The following is a 21,737-nucleotide window of genomic DNA, read 5'->3' as shown; positions in this document are numbered from 1 at the left end:
TTTGATTTATTAAAGCGGTTTGTATTCAAATTGAGGTCTTCCTCTCTCTCCTGCGGTGTTGGTCAATCTTGTAAATCTCAGTTTAAAATAGAAACCTTCGGCATCTTTTACAACATAAAAACGGTCACCATACACTTCAAGACCATTCGTTCCAACAGGATTTCTCCAGTTTGCACCAATGATTCTCTGATCATTGTGAATAAATTTAGACTGATCAATATCTGAAGTTTTGAAATTGGTAAAGGCTTCAACTCCCGAAGATGTTGACGGAACGATAATTTCGTAAGCTGCTGCTCCACCTACATTATTGATTGTCACAAAATCAGCATAGATATAACTTCCGGCTCCTGTAATTGTGTTTGTGAAAACAGTAAAACAGATGTCCCATTTCTTTTTTTCAGGTTGAATAAATAATTCTTTGTTGTTTTTTAAGCTCACAAAATTGTAGTTATATGCAGCATTTTTATTGATGCTTAATTCTTTATGAGTTGTAGAACTTAGTTCTGCATATTTTACTTTATATCCTGTTGCTGTTCTTGCAATCTGGACTTTCATCCAGCCTCTGCTGTCACCACCAGTTGCCACTGAACCTGTAGGAACTGTCCCTGTGTAAATTTCTTTACCCATGTTGACAAGATAGACTGCATTATCGGATTCGTTTGCTTTGATTTCTTCAATTGCAGTATATCCTGCAGGAAAATCACCATTTACATCATCGATATATGCAACGTTGGCAGGATTAAAATCGGCAACCTGCACCTGATTTTTCAATGTGGCAACGCTTGCTTCAGTCACAGCATCAATGTTTGTAGCATTAGCAATTTTACCTGCTGCCATCATAATTGATGAATTTAAAACTACTTTAAACTCATTTCCTGAATATAAAGCAAGATCCCAGTCTGTTCTTTTGGTAAGAACTTCAGTATCTGTTCCCAAGTCAAACCAAACCTGGTTGGGCTGTGTTGCTCCTCCAACATTCGGATCAACTCTTGCTCCGTCTGATGGTGCCACTGTTACAGGATCTTCGTTGTCATTAATACACGACTGAGAAATGAATGAAGCGCCTACTAATAAGCAAAATAGTATTTTTTTCATTTTTTAATTTATTTAAAAATTATAATTTAATCTGGCAAAATAGCTTCTGCCATAGAATAAGTTCTGTTGATCTCTTGCTCCATTGTGGCCGTCTCCAGCTTGTACTGTATTTCTGATGCTTGTAACATCAAAAATGTTTTTGATTCCTAAACTAACCTCGAAATGGTTTTTAAAAAAAGGCTGACTTACTGTAAAATTCAGCATATTGAAATCACCAATTTCACCCAATACATATTGTCCCGGATCTTGCGGATCCTGAGCATTGGTTCTTAAAGTATATTTTCTCTGTTCACCTGTATATTTGTAATAAAGAGCGAACAAAGTTTTGATATTTGGTAAGGTATAATTAGCAGCTAAATTAGCTTCAGCATAATAATTAAAATCATTAGGAGAAGAAATATTTCCGGAGTTCAGAGACTGTGAAATTCCCATCACTGAAACTCCTGCATTGAACGACAAATCTCCTTTTCTTACATTGAAACCTCCTCCAAATAATAAAGATTTATAATTATCAACATTCAGATACGTAATTTGAAGAGGACTGTTGTTGATCACAACATCTTCGATTCTGTCCTGAACATCAAGATACATTGCCGATGCGCTGAAATTTAACTTCCAATCGCTTGACAAAGTGGTTGCATAATCCCAAAATACACTCGCTGAATATCCTTTTTCCGGTTTCAGATTTTCATTTCCTCTGATATCGTGATTATTGTCTACAACATAAGTATATAACTCATCATAAGTCGGGAATCTGTTTGCAGTTCCGAAAACAGTACGGATATCTGATTTTTCTGATGTCCTGAATCTGAAAGTTGTGGAATAATTATACTGAGAATCAAACTTGTCACTCAAGGCTAATCTTACACCGGGACGTAATGAAAACCAATCGACAACATTCCATTCTGCTGATAAGAAATTTGCATAATTAAAGATTGATCTCTCAATGTTTCTCCCGTTATTATTGCTTTCAAAAGTAGTAGCGTCGGCAAAACCTTTTGTTCTGTCTAATTCGTAACCAAGCTGGAAATTGATTTTTTCACTGTTTAAAAAGTTACTGAACATTCCTCTTGAATATAAGACATCAGATTTATAGAAAGTCTTTTCAGAGTCTCTTGATAATTCTCTTCTGTTGGGAACATCGTAAAGATAATTCTGAGATTTTCTTTCCTGACTTTGGTATGAAAAATCACCGTTGTAATTGATTCTTCCTAATTTAGTCTGAATATTAAACTGGTGAATCCATCTTTCTGTATTGTAGTCGATATCATCTGAAGTGTAGGTTCTGTTTCCACCACCTAGATAATCTTCGACAACTAGAGGATTGTAATAGTTTATTTTTTCTGTGAGGTAATTTAATTTATAAAAGAAGCTTGTGTGACCTTTTCCGTATCTGATGGTCCCGTTGGTGGTTAACATATCTTTTGGCTGCCATTCGTAACCGCGGTTTCCATCGTTATTTTCACTGAAGTATTTGTACCCGTTCAGAATACCTTTATATCCCTGAAAATCATTATGATTAATATCTGCAGTTATAGACCAGTTATCATTAATTTTATAACCAAGATTTAAAGACTGAATGTGACGACCGTTTCCTTTTTTGAACCAGTCGTAATCTTTCCCAACCGATTCTTCTTGTAAAGACGCAATTGCTGTAAATTTCTTCCCGTAGTTTTTCTTTGTAATGATATTGATAACTCCTGCAACTGCATTGTTCCCGTATTCAACCCCCATAGAACCTTTTACGACTTCAATTCTTTCAATATTATTGACGTTGATTTTGGTAAGATCTACCAGATTTCCCATACCTTCGTCACTTACGACAGGAATATTATCGATAAGGATTTTGGTGTATTCACCACTCAATCCCATGATACTTGCATTTGAATTTCCAGAACCTCTGCTTGGTTCTATTAAAATGTTAAGATTTTGATTTAGAACTTCTGCAACGTTGGTTACAGCCATATTTTTAATTTGCTGTGCATCAATTACTTCAACCTTATAAATTGATTTATTAATTGACTGTTGCATAAATTGTCCTGTGATGACAACTTCTTCTATTTTTTTCTGATTTAGAGAATCTTTTTCCTGTGCATTGATCCAAAAAATGGCTGATAATGACACGATTGAAAGCAATTTCTTCTTCATAAACTCAAAATTTTCGACAAATATAGTGCTTTATTTAGAATAATTAAAAATAATTGAAATTTTATCATATGATTTTTAGCAAGAACATAATGATAACAAAATATCGATGATGATAACTCCCATCTGAAAGTTTTTATTCTGCATCATTATAGTCTATTATTTATTTAAAATAAAAAAACAGAACAAAAATCATTGTTTTATTTAGAACAATTAAAAACAAATGTTTAATTTTGTGGCATAATTAAATAATAGAAAAATGAAATTAAAATTACTTTTTGGAGCTCTTATGTTGTCAGCAGTTACTGCAAATGCTCAGATGGCTACACTTAATGAAAACTTTAACAGTTTTACAGCAGGTAATACAACCTTTCCTCAGAACGGATGGTCAGCAATAGTTGCTCCTATGACCGGAGCGATGCCTCCTGTATCTCCCAGAATGCTTGTGGTAGGTGACGCAGATAAAACTATACAATCATATGCCGGTAATAATGCAGTAACACCATCGTATTTGATAGCACCACAAATTGTAGCTCCTACAGGAGATAAAACTTTATCTTTTGCTACTACATTAGTATCTCCATCGCCTGGTCCGGGTACACTTCAAATTGGATTGGCGTCTAACCCTGCAGATATGTCAACATTTGTTCCTGTCGGAAGTGCTATAAATGTAACAACCATAGGTGCAGTTCAAAATATTAGTGTAAATATTCCCGCTTCAAATTCATCATACATTGTTTTTAAATTTACCCCTTCATCTACTCACGTAGCAATACAGATTGATAATGTGGTATACAATTCTGCTACTTTGGGAACGTCTGATTTATTTTCTTTAAAAGACAACTTAAAATTTGCGGTAAATGAAGAAAATTCTGCGTTACAATTTGTTGGAAAAGTACAACCTAAAAACGTTGAAATTTATTCTGCTGCAGGACAAAAAGTGGCTTCAGGAAAAGTTGAGAACAGTAATTTTAATATCACTACACTTCAAACCGGAGTTTATTATCTTCTTATAGAAACTACAGATGGTAACACTGTAAAATCTAAATTTATCAAAAAATAATTCAGTTATTTTAAATAATTCTAAAGCTGACTACAAATTGTAGTCAGCTTTTTTATTTCATATCAAGCTACATATCAATTCATTATTAATTAAATTTAATATAAAAATCATTAAGACAAGATAAATATCATGTTTTTATTTAGACTGATTAAAAATAATTACTTAGTTTTGTAGAATAATTCTAAATAATAAATTAAGTTATGAAAACAAAATTACTCTTTGCTTCTTTACTTGCTTTGACGGTACAACAAACTGTATTGTCGCAAACTGATGCAAACGGATATACTTCGGTAAATTTAACAACAGGAGCAAATTATCAAAATCGTGTATTTTTTGATTTTAGCGCAAATAATATTGTTTCACAACCTGCAAATACTTGGGATGTTGCTTTCTACAGAAATTCATCAATGAGTTTCGGAACAAGAATCAATGATGCTCAAAATATAGAAGTTTATGAAGCTTCAAATGTGGCAACCAATTGGGATAATATCAGTGTTTCAAATATCGCTTCTTGGGGAGCTCCACTTTATAATCCGGATGTAACAACAACCCTTCAGGACGGTGCTTTCGAGCAAGGATCTGCACCTTACGGATGGGGATCGTACAATGTTGGAAATCATCATATTGAAGGAAATGTAATTTTTGTTTTAAAATATTTATCTACCGGAGCTTACGTTAAATTCATGATTCAGGATTATTTTGGAGGTTACACCTTCAAATATTCTAAATGGAATGCTACATCTTCTACCTGGGAAGCAACCCAAACTAAAACAATTGCAAACGGAACAGACGATGCATTTTTTAATTATTTTTCTTTCACAACAGGAGATAAAGTTGCTAATCTAGAACCGCCAAAAGCAGATTGGGATCTTATGTTCACAAGATATTGGAATGATTATCCATATATTGATCAGCAAGGAAACCCGCAAACAATGAAATACAGATTATCAGGAGTTATCCAAAGTCCAAACGTAACTATTGCAAAGGTACAGCCTGAAACTCAGGATACTTCAGCTGCAACTTTACCTGCGACTACAGCATTTTCTGGTAATATCACAACAATTGGTCACACCTGGAAGCCAACAACAGGAGTTTACAACGATGTAGTTTATTACGTGAAGCAAGGAAGCACTTATTACAGAATGTATTTCACACAAAATGGTGGAGCTGGTTCGGGTAATATGTATTTTAAATATAAAAATATCACTTCAGTCTTGGATGTAAGTGAGGTTAGCAAAAAAGCATCTTTCGGTATCTATCCAAATCCTACGACTTCAGACAAAAAGGTTACGGTTTTATATGATGTAAAAGAAAAAGCAAACAATAAAGGTGATGTAGAAATTTATGACCTTACCGGAAAAAAAGTGCATCAATCTAAATTGACTAACCAAGCAGGTTTCTACAAACAAGATTTGAATTTATCTCACCTTCCATCCGGAAACTACATTGTAAAAATTACTTTCGGCGGACAGACAGAAACAAAAAAACTTATCGTAAAATAAGAAAAGTGAATCGTGAATCAGGATTCTGCTGTCAAAGGTGAAATTTAAAATTCACCGCAAAGCAAATTCACATTTTACCATTAACACCAAAAAAATTAATACTTTCTATTTTTTCTATAAAAAGGCAGTTTCAAAGATGATGAAACTGCCTTTTGCATTTTGTGGCGTTAAAGTTTTATTGAAATTAATACACTTTAAATCCTTTATAAACCTGTATGCTGCTTGTCATAATTTTTGAAGCATCTCTCCTGAAATTCAACAAATGATCTGTACCATTATGATGATTGTGATGTTCTGTACTTTCCCAAAGTTCCATCAGGAAAAAAGTTCCTTTCTGCTCGTTATCTTCTATCAGGTCATACTGAAGACATCCCTCCTCTTTTCTTGTTTCTCTCACCAAAGTCTGGAAAAGTTCTACCGCTTCCATCAGATAACTTTCGTTAAACTTGAAAAGTGCTACAATGTGTAAATTCATGCTTTATTTTTAGGCTGTAAATGTAAAATAATTTTAGCATCCTACTCATCAGGAAATCCTAAAATTTCCATAAAAAATAAACTACGATTGATTTAAAAGACAGCTTTGTATATAGTGATCAGACTCATCATGATAACCAAAATACCAATGACCAGAAACATTTTCTTCACAGGAAGTTTAGCAGTGAGCATTGCAGAAAACGGAGCCGTAATAATCCCGCCAATCAGAAGTCCGAGAATAATATTCCAGTGCTGAATTCCAAGTGTAAAAAAAAATGTTACTGCAGCAGTAATTGTCAAGATAAATTTAGCAACGGTAGAACTTCCTACTGCAAATCTTGGTGTAAAAGCATTTTTGATCAGTGTTCCGGTTACTAAAGGTCCCCATCCTCCACCTGCAAAAGAATCGATAAAACCTCCAATTACTCCTAATCTCGTAAGATTTGTTTTCTTTTTTAAAGCTTTATTCTGTTTTGGCTTAAAAGCATTCGATAAAATCTGAATTCCCAGATATAAAGTATAAAAAGCGATAACAGATTTGGTAATTTTAGAATAATATTCTCCAAGATATGTTAGACTTAAAGCTCCAATCACAGCACCAATAATTGCCGGAATTGCCAATCTTTTAACCAGACTTTTGCTTACATTTTTTAATTTGATATGACTGATACTTCCTGCTGCTGTTGTAAAACTTTCTGCCGAATGTATACTTGCACTCACTATGTGCGGCGGAATATTCAGGAACAAGAGTGTTGTCGTACAAATAACGCCATATCCCATTCCCATAGAGCCGGCAACCAATTCTGCCAAAACACCAACCAACAACATCCAATAAAAAATATGATTGTCTTTTGAAAGTAAAACCTGAAGTTCATCAAGATAACCAAACTGATATAACAAAATTACAGCAACCGCCAAAAGAGCGACTGTGATAAAAAGTACATTCAGTCTTATCTGAACTTTTCTTGAGATAACCATGTTATAAAATCATTGCATTTCTGGTGTAAGAATTGCAAATATCAAATAAAATAACTATCCTACCAAATAAGTAGACTTGTAAATTAAAATAAATGAAATAGATTAGTCGATCAGATCTAGTAAAGTTTTTTTGTCCAAAATTTTCAGGGAAGCGTCTCTTACTTCTATCAAAACATCGTGCAAACCGCAGTGATCTTCGTTGCAATCGTCACATTTTTCATAAAAATTTAAACTCACGCAAGGAAGCATTGCAATCGGACCATTGACGAGACGAATAATTTTAGAAAGTGTTACTTTTTCTGGAAGATCTTTTAAGAAATATCCTCCTCCTTTTCCCTTTTTACTGTCGAGAACATCAGATTTTTTTAGCTGTAGTAAAATATTTTCAAGAAACTTTAAAGGAATTTTTTTGTGTTCGGCAATTTCGGAAATAAGAACAGGACCTTCATTTCTCTTTTCTACAAGATATGAAAGTGCCTTAAACGCATATTGAGATTTTTTTGACAGCATTACAACAAAAATAGTAAAAAAAGTTGGATGCCCGAAGATTGAAGTTTTAAGCACGAAACATAAGTAAATTTTACTTTAAATAACTCTTTCAAATAGTAACTCAATTTTCACTTCACTCTTCTCTTCTTCTGGCTTCCAGCCAAAAATCTTATCTTTGTTTTATGTTCAGTAAACAGGAAGCACAACAGTTAAAAAAAGAATTTTGGACGGCTTTTGGAAAGTCATTTCCGAGAAAATGGATTTTGTACGATACGAAAGTCAAAGATTTTTCTTTTAAATTTAATGCTGAAAACAAAAAAGCAGAAGTTTCATTAGATATAGAAATGAGAGATGAAGTTTACAGAGATGCCTATTATAATAAGATTTGGTCACTTGAAGATATTCTGAAAGATTATATTGGTGAATTTCATAAAGAAGAATTCTACACCTTGGAGAACGGCAAAATCATCAGCAGAATCTGGGTAGAAAAAGACGGAGTTTCTGTTTTTAATAAAAATACATGGCAACAAATTTTCGAGTTTTTTGTGGAAAAAATGGATGGCTTTGAAAGATTTTATTATGAATATGAGGATTTTATAAAAGATGTTTAAAGATTATGATTCTTGAAATCTTATTTGAAATATTGTTCGAATTAATCTTTTTTAAACTTCCTGTTTTTATTTACAGGAAACTAAAGCTCCTTTTCATCAAGAGAAATAAAATCAAAAAAACTAAATTATCGTTAAATAACAATGACCTCCACTTTTTACCAAATGACAAATTTTAAAATAAAGACTCTCCTTAACTTGCCCTCATGAAAGAACTTTTTGATTTTATGCTGAGATTTGGAAACCTCAACCAGCAACAAATGGATTTTATTGCAAGCAAAGCAACAGAACTGACGATTCCAAAGGAAGAATATTTTTCTGAAGCAGGAAAGATTGCAAAGCAAATCGGATTTGTTGTAGACGGAATTCTTCGCGTTTGCTACTACAATAATAAAAGTGAAGAAATCACAAAGTATTTTATCGAAGAAAATAATCTGGTTGTAGATCTAGAAAGTTTTGACAATCAAATTTGTTCAAGTGCTTATGTACAAGCTGTAACAGATTGTAAAATGATGGTTTTTCAAAGGAAAGAGTGGCTAGAACTTTTACAGACCATTGTTGGATTTGATGCTATTGTTCATAAAATCATTTCAAGGGCATTGATGCAGAAAGTAGAAAGAAGAAGTCCGCTTGTTACTGAAGATGCAACTACAAGATATTTGAAGTTTCTGGAAATATATCCTACTGCGGTCAATCGTATACCGCTTTCGTATGTTGCTTCCTATTTGGGAGTTACACAATCTTCATTAAGCAGAATTAGGAAAAATATTAAATTAGATTGAAATTAAGACTTCAAATTTTCAGACTTTTTGACTCCTCAAAATATTTTTAAAATAAATTCTCTTTTTGCCAAATGGCAAATGTCATCCTGATTTATTGACGGAATTTTACACCATCAATTAAAATAAAAAAATGACAACAGCATTAATAACAGGAGCCAACAGAAGCATTGGTCTTGAAACCGTAAAACAACTTTCACAAAAAGGATTATTCGTTTATTTGGGAAGTCGTGATCTTGCCAAAGGTGAAGCAATCGTAAAAGAATTAAACGAAAAAGGATTTCAAAATATCAAAGCGATTGAAATCGATGTTACCAATCCCGAATCAATTTCGGCTGCAAAAACTATTGTAGAAAAAGAACAGGGGAAACTTGATATTCTCATCAACAACGCAGGAATTTTAGGCGTAAATCCTCAAACTGCTACAGAAACTGCAGTCGATGATATTAAAGAGGTTTTTGAAACCAATTTCTTTGGAGTGATCAATGTTACTCAGGCTTTTTTAGATTTACTTAAAAAATCTGACAGCCCGAGAATCAGCAATATTACTTCAGGATTAGGTTCTTTGACATTACACAGCGATCCAAACTGGAAATATTATCAGGTAAAAGCAGCCGCTTACGGTCCGTCAAAATCAGCTTTGAATGCTTACACAATTGTTTTAGCGTATGAACTGAAAGATTTACCTTTCAAAGTTAATGTAATTGATCCCGGTTATACAGCTACAGATTTTAATCATCACAGCGGTCCCGGTTCTGTGGAAAGTGCAGCCTCGTTTATCATCAAACATACTTTGACAGACGAAAACGCACCGACAGGACAGTTCTATAGCAACGACATTGAGGATGAAACAGGAATAAGTCCTTGGTAGAAAAACATTTTAAATCAGATTTAAAGAGAGACTTTCGGGTTTCTCTTTTTTGTTTTCCGTAATATTGTTAGATTTGGTTATCATTTCTGAATCAAAATATGACCAACGACATCTATTACAAAAACATCAAACCAGACGAGTCGATTTCTGATTTTGTGGAAAGTTTTTGGGTGTTGCACAATCATTCTGAAAATAATAAAGAAACAATCGGATTACCCGACGGACGCATTGATTTATTTTTGGTGAAATCAGACAGTGAACCTTTTAGAATTGTACTTCTCGGATTGGGAACGCAGCATCATGAGGAAGGTGTTATTCCTGCCAAAAGTCTAAGATTTGCGATCAGTTTTAAGCTACTTGCGGTGGAATATATATTTCATGAAACCATTTCCGATATTGTAGATAAAGGAAAAATATTACCCTATGATTTCTGGAATTTTGAACCTGAAGACCTTAATAATTTTGAAAGTTTTTGCGAAAAAGCGTCAGCGAAAATAAAATCTCTGCTCATCAAAGAAATTGATCCCCGAAAAAAGAAATTATTTGATCTTATCTATGATACTCATGGTGCTGTTACGGTAAAAGAACTTTCCGAAAAAGTGGGTTGGAGCAGCCGACAGATCAACCGCTATTTTAATCAGCAATTTGGGATTTCATTAAAATCATTTTGCAGCATTTTACGTTTTAGAGCCTCACTGGAACATATTGCTCAGGGGAAACTCTTTCCGGAACTTAATTTTGCAGACCAAACCCATTTCATCAAAGAAATAAAAAAGTTCTCCGGAGCGGTACCTAAAGAATTATTTAAAAATAAAAACGACCGATTTATACTATTATCCTCTTTTAAGACAGAATAAATTTGCGTCATTCAAAACAATAAAGAATATGCAAATCAATCATAAAAAAATCGCAATTATCGGCGGTGGTCCAGGTGGACTGACTTTAGCCAGACTTTTACAGCTTAAAGGAGCCAATGTAAAAGTGTATGAAAGAGATATGAACAAAGATGCACGAGTGCAAGGCGCACCACTCGACATGCACGAAGAATCGGGACTGGCCGCTTTAATTAAAGCTAATTTACTCACCGAATTTAAAAATAATTTCATGCCGGGTGCAGATAAAACACTCATCTTAAACGATCAGGCAGAGATCTTTTTTAGTGATCACGAAAATAATATTAAGGAAGATTTCGGGAACGAACATTTTCGTCCGGAGATCGATCGTGGCGTATTAAGAAAAATATTATTAGATTCTTTAGAGCCAGAAACTGTAGTCTGGAACAGTCATTTTATTTCTATGGAACCACAAAATGAAAGTTGGCTGCTACATTTCAAAGATGGTTTGTCGATGTACGCAGATCTTGTCATCGGTTCCGATGGTGCCAATTCAAAAATTCGTCCTTACCTGACAGATATTAAACCTTTTTATTCTGGAATAACAATGTTGGAAGGTAATGTTTATGATTCAGAAAAATCAGTTCCGAAAATGCACTCATTGATCAACGGAGGAAAAATCATGGCTTTTGGAAACGAAAAAAATATTCTGATGGGACAGAAAGGCGGTGGTGATCTCGGATTTTATGTAAGTTTTAAAACCCATGAAAACTGGGCAAAAGAAAGCGGAATTGATTTCTCAGATCGCACAGATGTTCTCAATTGGTTTAAAAAAGAATATCCGGAATGGAGCAATATCTGGGATGAATTGTTTGAAAAAGCAGCTACTCCATTTATTCCGCGTCCTATTTATTGTTCGCCTTTAGATCAAAGCTGGAAAACAATTTCGAACCTTACCATTATTGGTGACGCAGCTCATGTAATGCCGCCATTTGCAGGAGAAGGCGCAAACATGGCGATGCTTGATGCGCTTGAACTAAGTGAGAGTCTGACTTCTGATGAATATAGTTCTTTGGAGGAAGCTATTTTAAATTATGAATTGAAGATGCGTAAGAGAGCAGCAAGTGCAGCGAAAGATTCACTTGAAAATGGCGAGAAAATGCATTCTGCTGATTCATTGAATACGATGTTGGAATTTTTTAATGGTACTTATTAAATTTAAATTTTATGGTCTAAATAAAAAAGACATCCGCAAAAATGCAGATGTCTTTTCAAATATTTTGAGAAAAATTATTTTTGAGCAGCTTTCACATCGATAGCGATTTCGATATCCTTGCTGATCATCCATTCTGCAGGATCTGCTTCAGAAGTTCCGAATTTAATTCCCCAATCTGCACGGTTTACTGTAAATTTAGCAGCAACATTTGCAGATTTGTCTACTACATCTACTTTTGCAGGGAAAGTAACATTCATTGTTTTACCCATCAAAGTCAGGTTTCCGCTTACAGTTTTGTTGGCTCCGGCTACAGCGTCTGTTGCTGGTGCTGCCAAATCTTCAACTTTAGTAATTTTGAAATCAGCAGTCGGGAATTTTTCAACGTTGAAGAAATCTTCATTCTTCAAGTGACCTTCAAGATCTGTATATTTTTTATCTTTTTCTGTAACAGATGCAGGATCTACTTTGATTGATTTCATATCAATTACAAATTCTCCAGAAGCCAATTGATTATCAGCAACAGATAATTCACCTGAAGTTACCGCTAAAGTTCCCCAACGTGGAGCCATACCTCCCTTGTGGAAAGCTTTCCAGTTTACTTTAGATGCTGCAACATCAACTGCAAAAACATCACCTTTCTTTTCAGCTACAGTTTGTTCTTGACCTGCCGTTGCAGTTTCTGTTTTTTTATCTCCACAAGATGCAAGTAAAAGACCCATACCTGCTAAAGCGATTACACTGATTTTCTTCATTTTTTTTAAAATTTAATATTAATATTGATTAAGTATTGTTTTAATAAACAGCAAAATTGCTTGTTTATTATTTTAATTATGCAAACCTCGGAAAAATTTATGATTTGAATCATTAACATAGGGTAAGAAAATGAAAAAATGTAGATCTTTGGATTTTTGTAGTTTTCAATCTGGGTGAAGTTCACTTTTAAAAATTATTGTGCTCTGTATTTAATTGAAAAAGCATAATTTTATTGGCAGTAATTTTTCTTTTTAGAGTGACTTGATAAATGTTTTATTATATTTGAAGGGGTTAGTAAAAATAAATTTATTAATCTGTCATAATAATTTTGTATTCGATATCAATGATTTATATGAAGTTATCAATTTTCGTCTTTTTCTGTTTTCTTTTCTACCTAGATTTTATTCTCAGGAAGTTGTAAAAGCCCAATTGATTGATTATACTAAAAATAAAATTCCAGCTTACTGCGGATATTCTGAGCAATATGGTTTGTTGAAATTATTAATGCTTGAAGACAGCGAAGAACTAAAATCGGGCGATACAATTTTTATTTTTCACCCATGTCCCAGAGAATTAATGCAAAAATATGTTGGAGAATACACAAATAATAGTATTTACAAATTAAATCTTGGTGAAAAGGTTGATAAAAGTGAATTCCAAAGTATAAAATCTCTAAGCTATACCCGATATATGAATAAAACAAACAATAATTTATATCAAGGCTGGCTTGAAAATAATTTTAATTTAAAACAAAAGTAATATTTGAAAATTCTGATAAGAATTGTATATAATGAAAAATCTAATTTTTATTCTGGCAATGTTATTTTCACTTCTCTCTTACTCACAAAGTCACGAGATGATTTCTAACAACAATATTGTTGATGAAAATTTTGTTTCTGATTATCGAATTATCAATGTTTTCAAAGATATTCCTGGTAAAGAAGATTTGCTCCTTTATGTTGAAAAAACTAATGATACTATTTTTTCGATCTATGTTTTAAATAATTCAACGGACAGCATTGCTATTTTTAGACAAGATTGGAAATTACAACTAATTCAGGAAGCAAAAGATCAGTCAGGAACTTGCAAACCGATTGAGTTTTGGCAAAGTTCAACTTGCGGAAACAGCTATTACTTACAGAATATTAAAAGTAGTGAAATCATTAAAACAAATTCAAAGGCTTATCAGGGAAATTTCCAGACTGATGTAAGATTTAAACTGAAAAATAATGGAAAAATATACTATTCCAATTCAATACAAGGAAATATTGATCTTTCTCAATTCAAATTATCAGAGACAATAAAGCAAAATAGATCTTACACATTCGTAAAAAGATTTGCAGGAGACAAAATTGCTGAACGTGCAATCTTTTTAGATCCCAAAGCTGACGAGGAATTTTCCGCAGCCTACAAAAAACATATGGAAGCATTGAAGTCAAAAATCAAAAAAAGAAACGAACAAAGTTCTACAGTTAAAGAATAATCAAATGAAACATTTCTTTTCTGTTCTTAAATATCATCAAAACCTAAACTAATAAAAATGAAAAATCTCTGGTTACTAATTTTCTTTCCCATTGTAAGCTTTTCACAAAACAAAAACGCTGCAATCATAAAAATACATGAAGGAGTTGCACTTCATGATGAAGGAAAATACGCCGATGCAATCACAAAATACAATGAAGCTCTTACGCTCGACAAAAATAACCTTCAGGCACTATCAGAAAAAGCAATGACTTTGGATGCTTCTAAACAGTATGATGAAGCGATCGAGGTCAGCAAATTTGCCATTAGTTCGCATCCTTCAGATGACTTAAAAACAGTATATTTAGCTTATGCCAATTCTTTAGATCATCAGAAAAAAGCAGATTTAGCATTGAAAATATATGATGAAGGTTTAAAGAAATATCCGAATTATTATCAACTGTATTTCAATAAAGGAATTACTTTGATCAATTTAAAACAAACTGAAAAAGCTTTAGAATGTTTCCAAAAGTCTGCAAAGCTTAATCCTGATCACGCAAGTTCTTTTAACGCTTTGGCTGCTCTGAACAGAGACAAGAGAATTCCATCTATCATGGCATCTTCAAGATATTTGATTCTGGATAATAAATCGGCTCGCGCGAAAGCGAATTTAGCTTCTATTATTGATCTGATGAGCGAGGGAGTTTCACAGAAAGATGACAAATCAATAAATCTGACAATAGATCCCGAAACATTAGATAAGGCAGTCAGTAAAAAGAAATCTCAAAATAACTTCTCATCAGTTGACCTGATTCTCTCAATGGCAACCGCTGCAGTTGAATTTGATGATAAAAGTAAGGACAAAACTGAGGTGCAAAAATTCATAGAGAAATTTGAAAGTATCTGTGCTGGATTGAACGAAACCCAAAAAGGACAAAAAGGATTTTACTGGGAGTTTTTTGCACCTTATTTTATAGAAATGAAATTAAAAAATCAAATTGAGCCATTCGCATACATTATTTTTCTGCCAAAGCAAAGCGCTGATGTTACTAATTATCATGAAGTTAATTCTCAGAAAATTAAAGACTTCTATGATTGGTCTGATAATTTTGTATGGAAATAATCTTGCTATGTTTACGTTGATTTATGAAATTATTGGTCTTAAAATCCTGATTAAAGAATAATGAAAAAAATATTATTACTCTCTGTTGTTTTGTGGATAAATCTTGTATCAGCTCAGAACACTATACTCTGGACAATAAAGAAAGACGGAAATCCCCACATTTCCTATCTTCTGGGAACCTATCATCAGATGGGAAATTCTTATGTTGATTCACTTAAAACCGTTACAAGAGCATTGAAATCGTCTGAAATAGCAATATTTGAAAATACTGACATCGGTGACGGACTGGCAAAATATTTAAATTCAAGGAAAGAAGATTTCACTTACAAGGAAAAATTAGACAAAAAACATTTGGCCTATTTAGGAGAAATTTCAGAAAAATGGAAAGTTCCCATCTCAAAATTATCAGCCTCAGAATTACTTTTAAAAATTCAGCAGACTTATCTTGAAACACAGTGTGGCACGGTAAAAAAGACTGATTCTGTCAAAACTTTTGATAATTATCTAATTAAAATGGCAAAACTCAATTCTGTTGAGTTGCTGGGTTTGGAAAGCAATGATCTGATGACTTCTTACATCAATCAGCAAGATCACGCAGATTGGAAAGATGTAAAAAAAGACATTTATCTTTGGCTTGATAATATCAAAATGATTCGTGACACCAATATTCACTGCGGAATGGCAGAAGTTTACAAAAAACAAAAATTAGATTATCACTTAGATTCTGAATGTACAGAAAGCGTAATGATAAGCTCCAGAAGTGCAATCTGGCTTCCCGTTATTGAAAAGAATATTGTAGAAAAGAATAGTTTTATCGCAGTCGGCTATGCGCATCTTACTGGAAAATGTGGATTGATTTCTAAGTTGAGGCTGGCTGGTTATAAAGTTGAACCGGTATATGATTTAGGGAAATAATTAGATAAAACATCAAAATGAAACAGTCACAAAAAGGAGAATTCTACGGGCAAACCAATAAAACCATCAATCTTGAAGGAATTACTCTGACCGACACTGTTTACACCCACGACAAAGTAGATTGGCACTATCACAAAAATGCTTATTTCACATTTATTCTGCAGGGAAATGTGATTGAAGGAAACAAAAAGGAAATCTACAATTGCTCTGCAGGTGATCTTTTATTTCACAATTGGCAGGAACCGCACTACAACATCAAACCTGAAGGATTTACAAGAGGTTTTCATATCGAAATCGAGGAAGAATGGTTTAATGAATTGGATTTTAAATCCACAGATTTACAAGGTAGCATTAAGATTACGACTCCCGATCTGAGATTTTTAATGTACAAAATTTTCAAAGAAACAAAAGCGGATGATAGCTCTACTCTACTTTCTATCCAGACTTTACTGTTAGAAACTTTGTCAAAAATGCTTCGGAATCAGCAAAACGAATCTCATAAAAAACCAAACTGGGTTTCCGAATTAAATCTCATTCTGAATGACCAATTTTCAGATCAATTGAGTTTAGACTATTTATCGAAAACATTGCATATTCATCCTGTTCACTTATCAAGAGATTTTTCAAAATATTTCAATTCGGGTTTGGGAGAATATATCAGAAAAATAAAGGTTCAAAAATCATTGCAGCTCATCTCTCAAAAAAAATTAGATTTAACACGTATTGCTTTTGAGTGTGGGTTTTCGGACCAAAGTCATTTTACAAGATGTTTTAAAGATATTACTGGGATTACACCTTCTCAATACAAGAAAATTCTTTTCGGATAATATATTTCGAATGTTAATTCTGTTCTATTTTTAAAGCGAACTTTAATCATAGTTTTACGGTTAAATATTTGAATTAATTATGAAAAAGATATTCACTGTCATTTTTATTAATCTGTTTGGCTTAATAATTTTTGGACAGACAAAAGATTTAGTAAAAACCGACAGAATCACCACAACTTTGCACAAAACAAATGTTGGAAAAGTTACTTTTATGAATGGCAATATTCCACTCGATCAATATCAAGAACCTGATTTTCTGAAATCTTTTCCGCTGACTTATAAATCTTATCTCAATATTCGGGTTTTTATGGATAATTCGATTACCAATTATCTTCATTTTTTGGCTCCTGAATTATCTGCTGAACAGTTATTAGAAAAAGGAAATTTACAGTTCGCATTTTATGTAGATGGAAAATTTATTTACAAAGAAAACATCAGTCCGGGATGCTGGTTTGGAAATTCCAACGAAGTGAAAAATACACTGACAACATTCAGAATTCCTTTGACCAGTACAAAAAGTGAGAATTTGTGGGCATTGCATCTTTGGGAAAGATTCCAACTCAACGGCGGCGAAAAAGCTTTGAAAGAAGGTAAACATCAACTTAAAATCGAAATCAGACCTTATATTAAAATCGATGAGAATGATGAATCAAAAGTCGGAAATATAATTGCTCAAGGTCAAGTTGAGCTTGTTGTGAAAACTCCAAAAGCAACTGCTGAGCAAATTGAAATTCAATCTATAAAAACTGATAGTGATTGGGAAATTTCAGATTTTAAATTGGATAAAAAGAAGATTGAAGAATTAAATAAAGAAATTGCAATTTATAATCTGAAAGAAATCACGAGTCTAGTTGTAATTAAAAATGAAAAACTCTTGCTTGAAGAATATTTTAACGGAGCCGACAGAAATACTTTACACGATCCACGGTCTGCAGGAAAATCATTCGCTTCAACATTGATGGGAATTGCCATTAAAGATGATTATATTAAAGATGAAAATCAAACTCTGGATCAGTTTTATAATCTAAAATCATTCGAAAATTATGATATTAAAAAAGATCAGGTTAAAATAAAAGATCTGTTGACAATGTCTTCTGCCTTCAATGGTTCTGACGCGCACAGTGAATCTCCAGGCAACGAAGAAAATATGTATCCGACTGACAATTGGGTGAAATTTACGCTTGATCTGCCAATAGATCAATCAAAAACCAATGGCGGAAAATGGGATTATTTCACTGCTGGTACAATCGTTTTAGGGGATATTATTGACAAAAATGTTCCTAACGGATTGGAAAAATATGCAGATGAAAAACTTTTCAAACCTTTAAATATTACAAAATATCAGTGGCAATATACTCCGCAAAATATAGCAAATACAGCGGGAAGTCTGCAGATGAGATCTTTGGATTATGCAAAATATGCCCAACTCTATAAAAATAATGGCGTTTGGAATGGAAAACAAATACTCCCCAAGGAATGGATTCAAAAAACTTTCACTCATCAGATTCAAATTCCTGATAGAAATAACGAATTTTACAGTTATCTGTTCTGGAACAAATCTTTTGAATACAAAGGAAAAAACTACGAAACCTATTACTGTTCAGGAAATGGCGGAAATCAGTTCGTCATCTTTAAAGATCTTCCGATTGTAATCATTATTACTTCCAAAGCTTACAACAAACCTTATGGACATGCGCAAGCAGAGAAGATTGTGAAAGATTTTATTTTGCCAGCAATTTTGAACTAAAAATGCGTTTTTTCGCATCTCATTTAGAATTTATTATATCTGCAAATTTGTATCTTTGATTAAAATATCAAGATGGATTTACAAACCCGAAAGCTAAATTTGATAACCTATCTTGCTCAACTTCAAGACGAAAGCTTATTTGAGAAAATAGAGAATTATATTCTGACTAACTTTAAAAAAGAAGATCATTCTGAATTTGTACCATTTACTGCTGAAACTTTAGTTGAACGTACAGAAAAATCAGAAGAAGATTTTAAAAATGGAAATTTTAAAACGCAAGAAGATTTAGAAAATCAATCTGCAAATTGGTAAACATATAATTTAAGCATAAAAACAAAAAAGAGAAACCTAATTAAGTTTCTCTTTTTCTATTTCTATTTCTATCCAAATTTTTTCTTTCTTAACCAGAAGAACAAACCTCCTAAAAGCCCGATAATTGCTAAAGGAAGCAATAAATTAAACCATTGCCAATTTGTTTTTTCTTCGCTGATTCTGTGACGGTCGAGAAGACGTTCTTCGATGTTTCTGTTTCTTAATTCCATTAGGTTGCTGTCGTCGAGAAGATAATCTAAAGCATTTCTAAGGAACTGCTCGTTACCAAATTGTTCATCCGTCAAACGGTCAACTCCGAGAGGTAAAGGTTCTCCTTTATGGGTTTTATTTCTTCCGACATCACCGTCTGCAATGACAATCATTTTGTTTTCCGGACTCGTTGCTTTAAATCCGGGATAAGATTGTCTTTCAATTCTTGATGCATAAGCTGAAGAGAATTTACCTTCCAATGCAACTGCAAAAATCTTTGGCGTGCTTGGTTTTTCCATTTGTCCGAGACTGTCGACACTTGCAATTTCGCTTAGTTCAACATAATTCGGAACCTGCTTTAATAAAGTTCTTTCGCTTGATTCAAAAAGAACATTTGTTTTAAATTTCTTTCCGCCCAAAGTATCGATAGAAGTTGGAAATTCCAATTTCACAGGGTTGATATTTTTGGTAATCGGATTGTTGTTTTCAGCGATTCCCAACGGAAAATATGGCCACGGAAGACTTGTGTATTGAGGGTTCCCTCCTACTTCACCAGTCACTAATTTCAACAAAGCAAATTTCTTTACATCCTTTACTAAAGCCGGATTTATTCTCAAACCGTAATTAAAAAAGAAATCGGTCATGTTGATATCAACCGGGAATGGCATTACTTTTTTAGATCTTGTCAATGTATCCATTTCGGCATTCACGGCATCGATCATCCAAAGCGTTTTTCCTCCATTCATGATGTATTGATCCAAAATCACTTTTTCGCCGTCCGTAAAAGCTTTTCTAGGTTTCGCAATGACTAGAGCGCTCATTTGTCTTAATAATGGTAAATCTGCCAAAGTCAGTTCGACATTATTTTTTGGAATGATCGGACCGGCATCATAACTTTCCAGAGCCAAATTCATGAATCCTTGAAATTCTTCAGGTCTCAACTCATCCTGATTTACTAAAACTCCGACTTTTTTTCTTTTATTGGTTGCAACCGCTTTAATGTTTGAAACTAGATTGTATTCTAAATTTTCAATTGATTTTCTTAACTGATCATCTGCATTAATATTTGCCTGCTGCACAACCAAAGGAATCGAAGCACCACTTCGTCCCTGTTTTACCACTGCATAAGGAAACAGATAAATTTGTGTAATCTTCCCGTCTTTGTTATCAGGAAGTACTGAAGGCTGCATTCCCATTGCCATTAACGTGTCCTGAGACATTTTTGTTTTGATGGGATCAATGAATTTAAAATCTATTTTAGGATTGATCTTTCTAAATTCTTCGAGCATAAATCTGGTCTCGCTCTGCAATTGTTTAAAGCTTGCCGGGAAATCACCTTCCAAATAAACATCCACCGTTACTGGTTTTTTGATCGATTCTAAAACTTTGATCGTACTTTCTGAAAGTGTGTATCTTTTTTCTTTGGTCAAATCCAACCGAATTCCTGAAAACATCAAAATGATGCTTAAAGGTAAAATTACAAACAGTAAAATTCCGAACGGAGATTTTAAGGATATCTTCTTCATGTTTTTACTTCTTTTTATTGATAAAATGGTTGGACAATGCTAATGTAAGACCGATGACAAATACAAAATAAGCGACATCTTTAAAATCAATCAAACCTCTGGTAAAGCCTAAGAAATGTTGGTAAAAACCAATATTTTGAAGGATAAAATCTGCTCCACCCAACAATTTGTAACTTGCAAGCTGCTCAATTCCGAAATACATGATGAAACACATGAAAACGCCCAACAGATAAGCCATGATCTGATTTTGGGAGAGCGAAGAAGCTAAAATTCCTACTCCGGCAAAAGCTGCAATCAGGATAATTAATCCGAAATAACTTCCGAATGTCATTCCCAAGTCGATATTTCCTTCCGGAACGCCTAAAACGTAAATAGTATATAAATAAATCAGCGAAGGAATCAGACATAAAATGCCGACAACCCAAACTGAGAGAAATTTACCAAAAACCAATTCAGAAATTTTTAAGGGTTGAGAAAATAGCCAATTTAATGTTCCGGTCTGTTGTTCTTCGGCAAAAGTTTTCATCGATAATGCCGGAATGATAAACATCAATAACCACGGAACCAAAACAAAATAACTTTGTAAAGAAGCCAACCCGATGTCGAAAATATTAGACTCGTTCTCGAAAAAAAACAAAAACAATGTCATTATCAGACTGAAAGCCGCAATGATCACCCATGCGCTCCAGTTCCCGAAATAACTCCAAAGTTCTTTTTTAAAAATTGCAATCATGTTTTTTAGTTATGAGTTATAGATTATTAGTTATGAGCAATGATTGAACTTATAATTCATCATTCCTAACTAATAAC

Annotated in this window: 22 protein-coding genes; 14 read left to right on the top strand and 8 right to left on the bottom strand. The window is 33.4% G+C overall.

Features of this window, described 5'->3' with window-relative positions; translation table 11 throughout:
- Positions 1–9: 9 nt before the first annotated feature.
- Together NZ698_RS02220 and NZ698_RS02215 are read right to left on the bottom strand one after the other, a co-directional pair.
- Complete coding sequence (locus NZ698_RS02220) at positions 10–1,095, bottom strand: HmuY family protein (protein WP_263001426.1); 1,086 nt, start codon at positions 1,093–1,095, stop codon at positions 10–12.
- 12 nt (positions 1,096–1,107) lie between these two features.
- Positions 1,108–3,243, bottom strand: a complete 2,136-nt coding sequence (locus NZ698_RS02215) for a TonB-dependent receptor plug domain-containing protein (RefSeq protein WP_263001424.1) — start codon at positions 3,241–3,243, stop codon at positions 1,108–1,110.
- Positions 3,244–3,499: 256 nt separating this feature from the next.
- Between NZ698_RS02215 and NZ698_RS02210 the strand changes: the two genes are divergently transcribed.
- Positions 3,500–4,303, top strand: coding sequence for a T9SS-dependent choice-of-anchor J family protein (locus NZ698_RS02210; protein WP_263001422.1), 804 nt, complete (start codon positions 3,500–3,502; stop codon positions 4,301–4,303).
- Positions 4,304–4,503: 200 nt separating this feature from the next.
- Positions 4,504–5,805, top strand: coding sequence for a T9SS type A sorting domain-containing protein (locus NZ698_RS02205; RefSeq protein WP_263001420.1), 1,302 nt, complete (start codon positions 4,504–4,506; stop codon positions 5,803–5,805).
- 184 nt (positions 5,806–5,989) lie between these two features.
- Here the strand turns inward: NZ698_RS02205 and NZ698_RS02200 are convergent, their stop codons facing one another.
- The 3 genes from NZ698_RS02200 to NZ698_RS02190 all read right to left on the bottom strand — a co-directional run bounded on the left by NZ698_RS02200 (position 5,990) and on the right by NZ698_RS02190 (position 7,767).
- Positions 5,990–6,280, bottom strand: coding sequence for a putative quinol monooxygenase (locus NZ698_RS02200; protein WP_263001418.1), 291 nt, complete (start codon positions 6,278–6,280; stop codon positions 5,990–5,992).
- A 92-nt stretch (positions 6,281–6,372) separates the two neighbouring features.
- Entirely contained in the window at positions 6,373–7,257 is an 885-nt protein-coding gene (locus tag NZ698_RS02195; RefSeq protein WP_263001416.1) for a sulfite exporter TauE/SafE family protein, read from the bottom strand.
- A 102-nt stretch (positions 7,258–7,359) separates the two neighbouring features.
- On the bottom strand, positions 7,360–7,767 hold the full coding sequence (locus tag NZ698_RS02190) for an RrF2 family transcriptional regulator (protein WP_263002587.1): 408 nt from the start codon (positions 7,765–7,767) through the stop codon (positions 7,360–7,362).
- A gap of 161 nt (positions 7,768–7,928) precedes the next feature.
- Between NZ698_RS02190 and NZ698_RS02185 the strand changes: the two genes are divergently transcribed.
- The 5 genes from NZ698_RS02185 (at position 7,929) to NZ698_RS02165 (ending at position 12,053) form a co-directional block, all read left to right on the top strand.
- The gene (locus NZ698_RS02185) at positions 7,929–8,357 is read left to right on the top strand and encodes a DUF4268 domain-containing protein (RefSeq protein ID WP_263001414.1); all 429 of its coding nucleotides are present in this window, start codon (positions 7,929–7,931) and stop codon (positions 8,355–8,357) included.
- Positions 8,358–8,560: 203 nt separating this feature from the next.
- Positions 8,561–9,136 carry a Crp/Fnr family transcriptional regulator gene (locus NZ698_RS02180; RefSeq protein WP_263001412.1) on the top strand — a complete coding sequence of 192 codons (576 nt, stop codon included), beginning with the start codon at positions 8,561–8,563 and terminating at the stop codon, positions 9,134–9,136.
- Positions 9,137–9,266: 130 nt separating this feature from the next.
- Positions 9,267–10,004: an SDR family oxidoreductase gene (locus NZ698_RS02175; protein ID WP_263001410.1), complete on the top strand. Its 738-nt coding sequence runs from the start codon at positions 9,267–9,269 to the stop codon at positions 10,002–10,004.
- A 98-nt stretch (positions 10,005–10,102) separates the two neighbouring features.
- A complete protein-coding gene (locus tag NZ698_RS02170; RefSeq protein ID WP_263001408.1) occupies positions 10,103–10,861 on the top strand; it encodes a helix-turn-helix domain-containing protein in 759 nt (252 codons plus the stop codon).
- A gap of 28 nt (positions 10,862–10,889) precedes the next feature.
- Complete coding sequence (locus NZ698_RS02165; RefSeq protein WP_263001406.1) at positions 10,890–12,053, top strand: FAD-dependent oxidoreductase; 1,164 nt, start codon at positions 10,890–10,892, stop codon at positions 12,051–12,053.
- A gap of 74 nt (positions 12,054–12,127) precedes the next feature.
- Here the strand turns inward: NZ698_RS02165 and NZ698_RS02160 are convergent, their stop codons facing one another.
- A complete protein-coding gene (locus NZ698_RS02160; RefSeq protein WP_263001404.1) occupies positions 12,128–12,805 on the bottom strand; it encodes a YceI family protein in 678 nt (225 codons plus the stop codon).
- Between the two features lie 283 nt (positions 12,806–13,088).
- Here NZ698_RS02160 and NZ698_RS02155 point away from each other — a divergent pair, with 283 nt between their 5' ends.
- From NZ698_RS02155 to NZ698_RS02125, 7 genes are all read left to right on the top strand, one after another.
- Positions 13,089–13,565 carry a type 2 periplasmic-binding domain-containing protein gene (locus NZ698_RS02155; protein ID WP_263001402.1) on the top strand — a complete coding sequence of 159 codons (477 nt, stop codon included), beginning with the start codon at positions 13,089–13,091 and terminating at the stop codon, positions 13,563–13,565.
- A gap of 31 nt (positions 13,566–13,596) precedes the next feature.
- A complete protein-coding gene (locus NZ698_RS02150; RefSeq protein ID WP_263001400.1) occupies positions 13,597–14,289 on the top strand; it encodes a hypothetical protein in 693 nt (230 codons plus the stop codon).
- 57 nt (positions 14,290–14,346) lie between these two features.
- The gene (locus NZ698_RS02145; protein ID WP_263001398.1) at positions 14,347–15,390 is read left to right on the top strand and encodes a tetratricopeptide repeat protein; all 1,044 of its coding nucleotides are present in this window, start codon (positions 14,347–14,349) and stop codon (positions 15,388–15,390) included.
- Between the two features lie 60 nt (positions 15,391–15,450).
- Positions 15,451–16,305, top strand: a complete 855-nt coding sequence (locus tag NZ698_RS02140) for a TraB/GumN family protein (RefSeq protein ID WP_263001396.1) — start codon at positions 15,451–15,453, stop codon at positions 16,303–16,305.
- Between the two features lie 17 nt (positions 16,306–16,322).
- Positions 16,323–17,132 (top strand): helix-turn-helix domain-containing protein, encoded by an 810-nt coding sequence (locus tag NZ698_RS02135; protein WP_263001394.1) that lies wholly within the window; start codon positions 16,323–16,325, stop codon positions 17,130–17,132.
- 79 nt (positions 17,133–17,211) lie between these two features.
- Positions 17,212–18,879 carry a serine hydrolase domain-containing protein gene (locus tag NZ698_RS02130; protein WP_263001392.1) on the top strand — a complete coding sequence of 556 codons (1,668 nt, stop codon included), beginning with the start codon at positions 17,212–17,214 and terminating at the stop codon, positions 18,877–18,879.
- Between the two features lie 72 nt (positions 18,880–18,951).
- Complete coding sequence (locus tag NZ698_RS02125; protein ID WP_263001391.1) at positions 18,952–19,191, top strand: hypothetical protein; 240 nt, start codon at positions 18,952–18,954, stop codon at positions 19,189–19,191.
- A 68-nt stretch (positions 19,192–19,259) separates the two neighbouring features.
- Here NZ698_RS02125 and gldG read toward each other — a convergent pair whose 3' ends face one another.
- Entirely contained in the window at positions 19,260–20,927 is a 1,668-nt protein-coding gene (gene gldG, locus NZ698_RS02120) for a gliding motility-associated ABC transporter substrate-binding protein GldG (protein WP_263001390.1), read from the bottom strand.
- Between the two features lie 4 nt (positions 20,928–20,931).
- A complete protein-coding gene (locus NZ698_RS02115; protein ID WP_263001388.1) occupies positions 20,932–21,660 on the bottom strand; it encodes an ABC transporter permease subunit in 729 nt (242 codons plus the stop codon).
- Between the last annotated feature and the right edge of the window lie 77 nt (positions 21,661–21,737).

Source organism: Chryseobacterium edaphi, from assembly GCF_025628985.1.
In the GTDB taxonomy this organism is placed as follows: domain Bacteria; phylum Bacteroidota; class Bacteroidia; order Flavobacteriales; family Weeksellaceae; genus Chryseobacterium; species Chryseobacterium edaphi.
The sequence above is the reverse complement of the archived record's forward strand: the minus strand, read 5'-3'. Positions and strand labels throughout refer to the sequence as shown.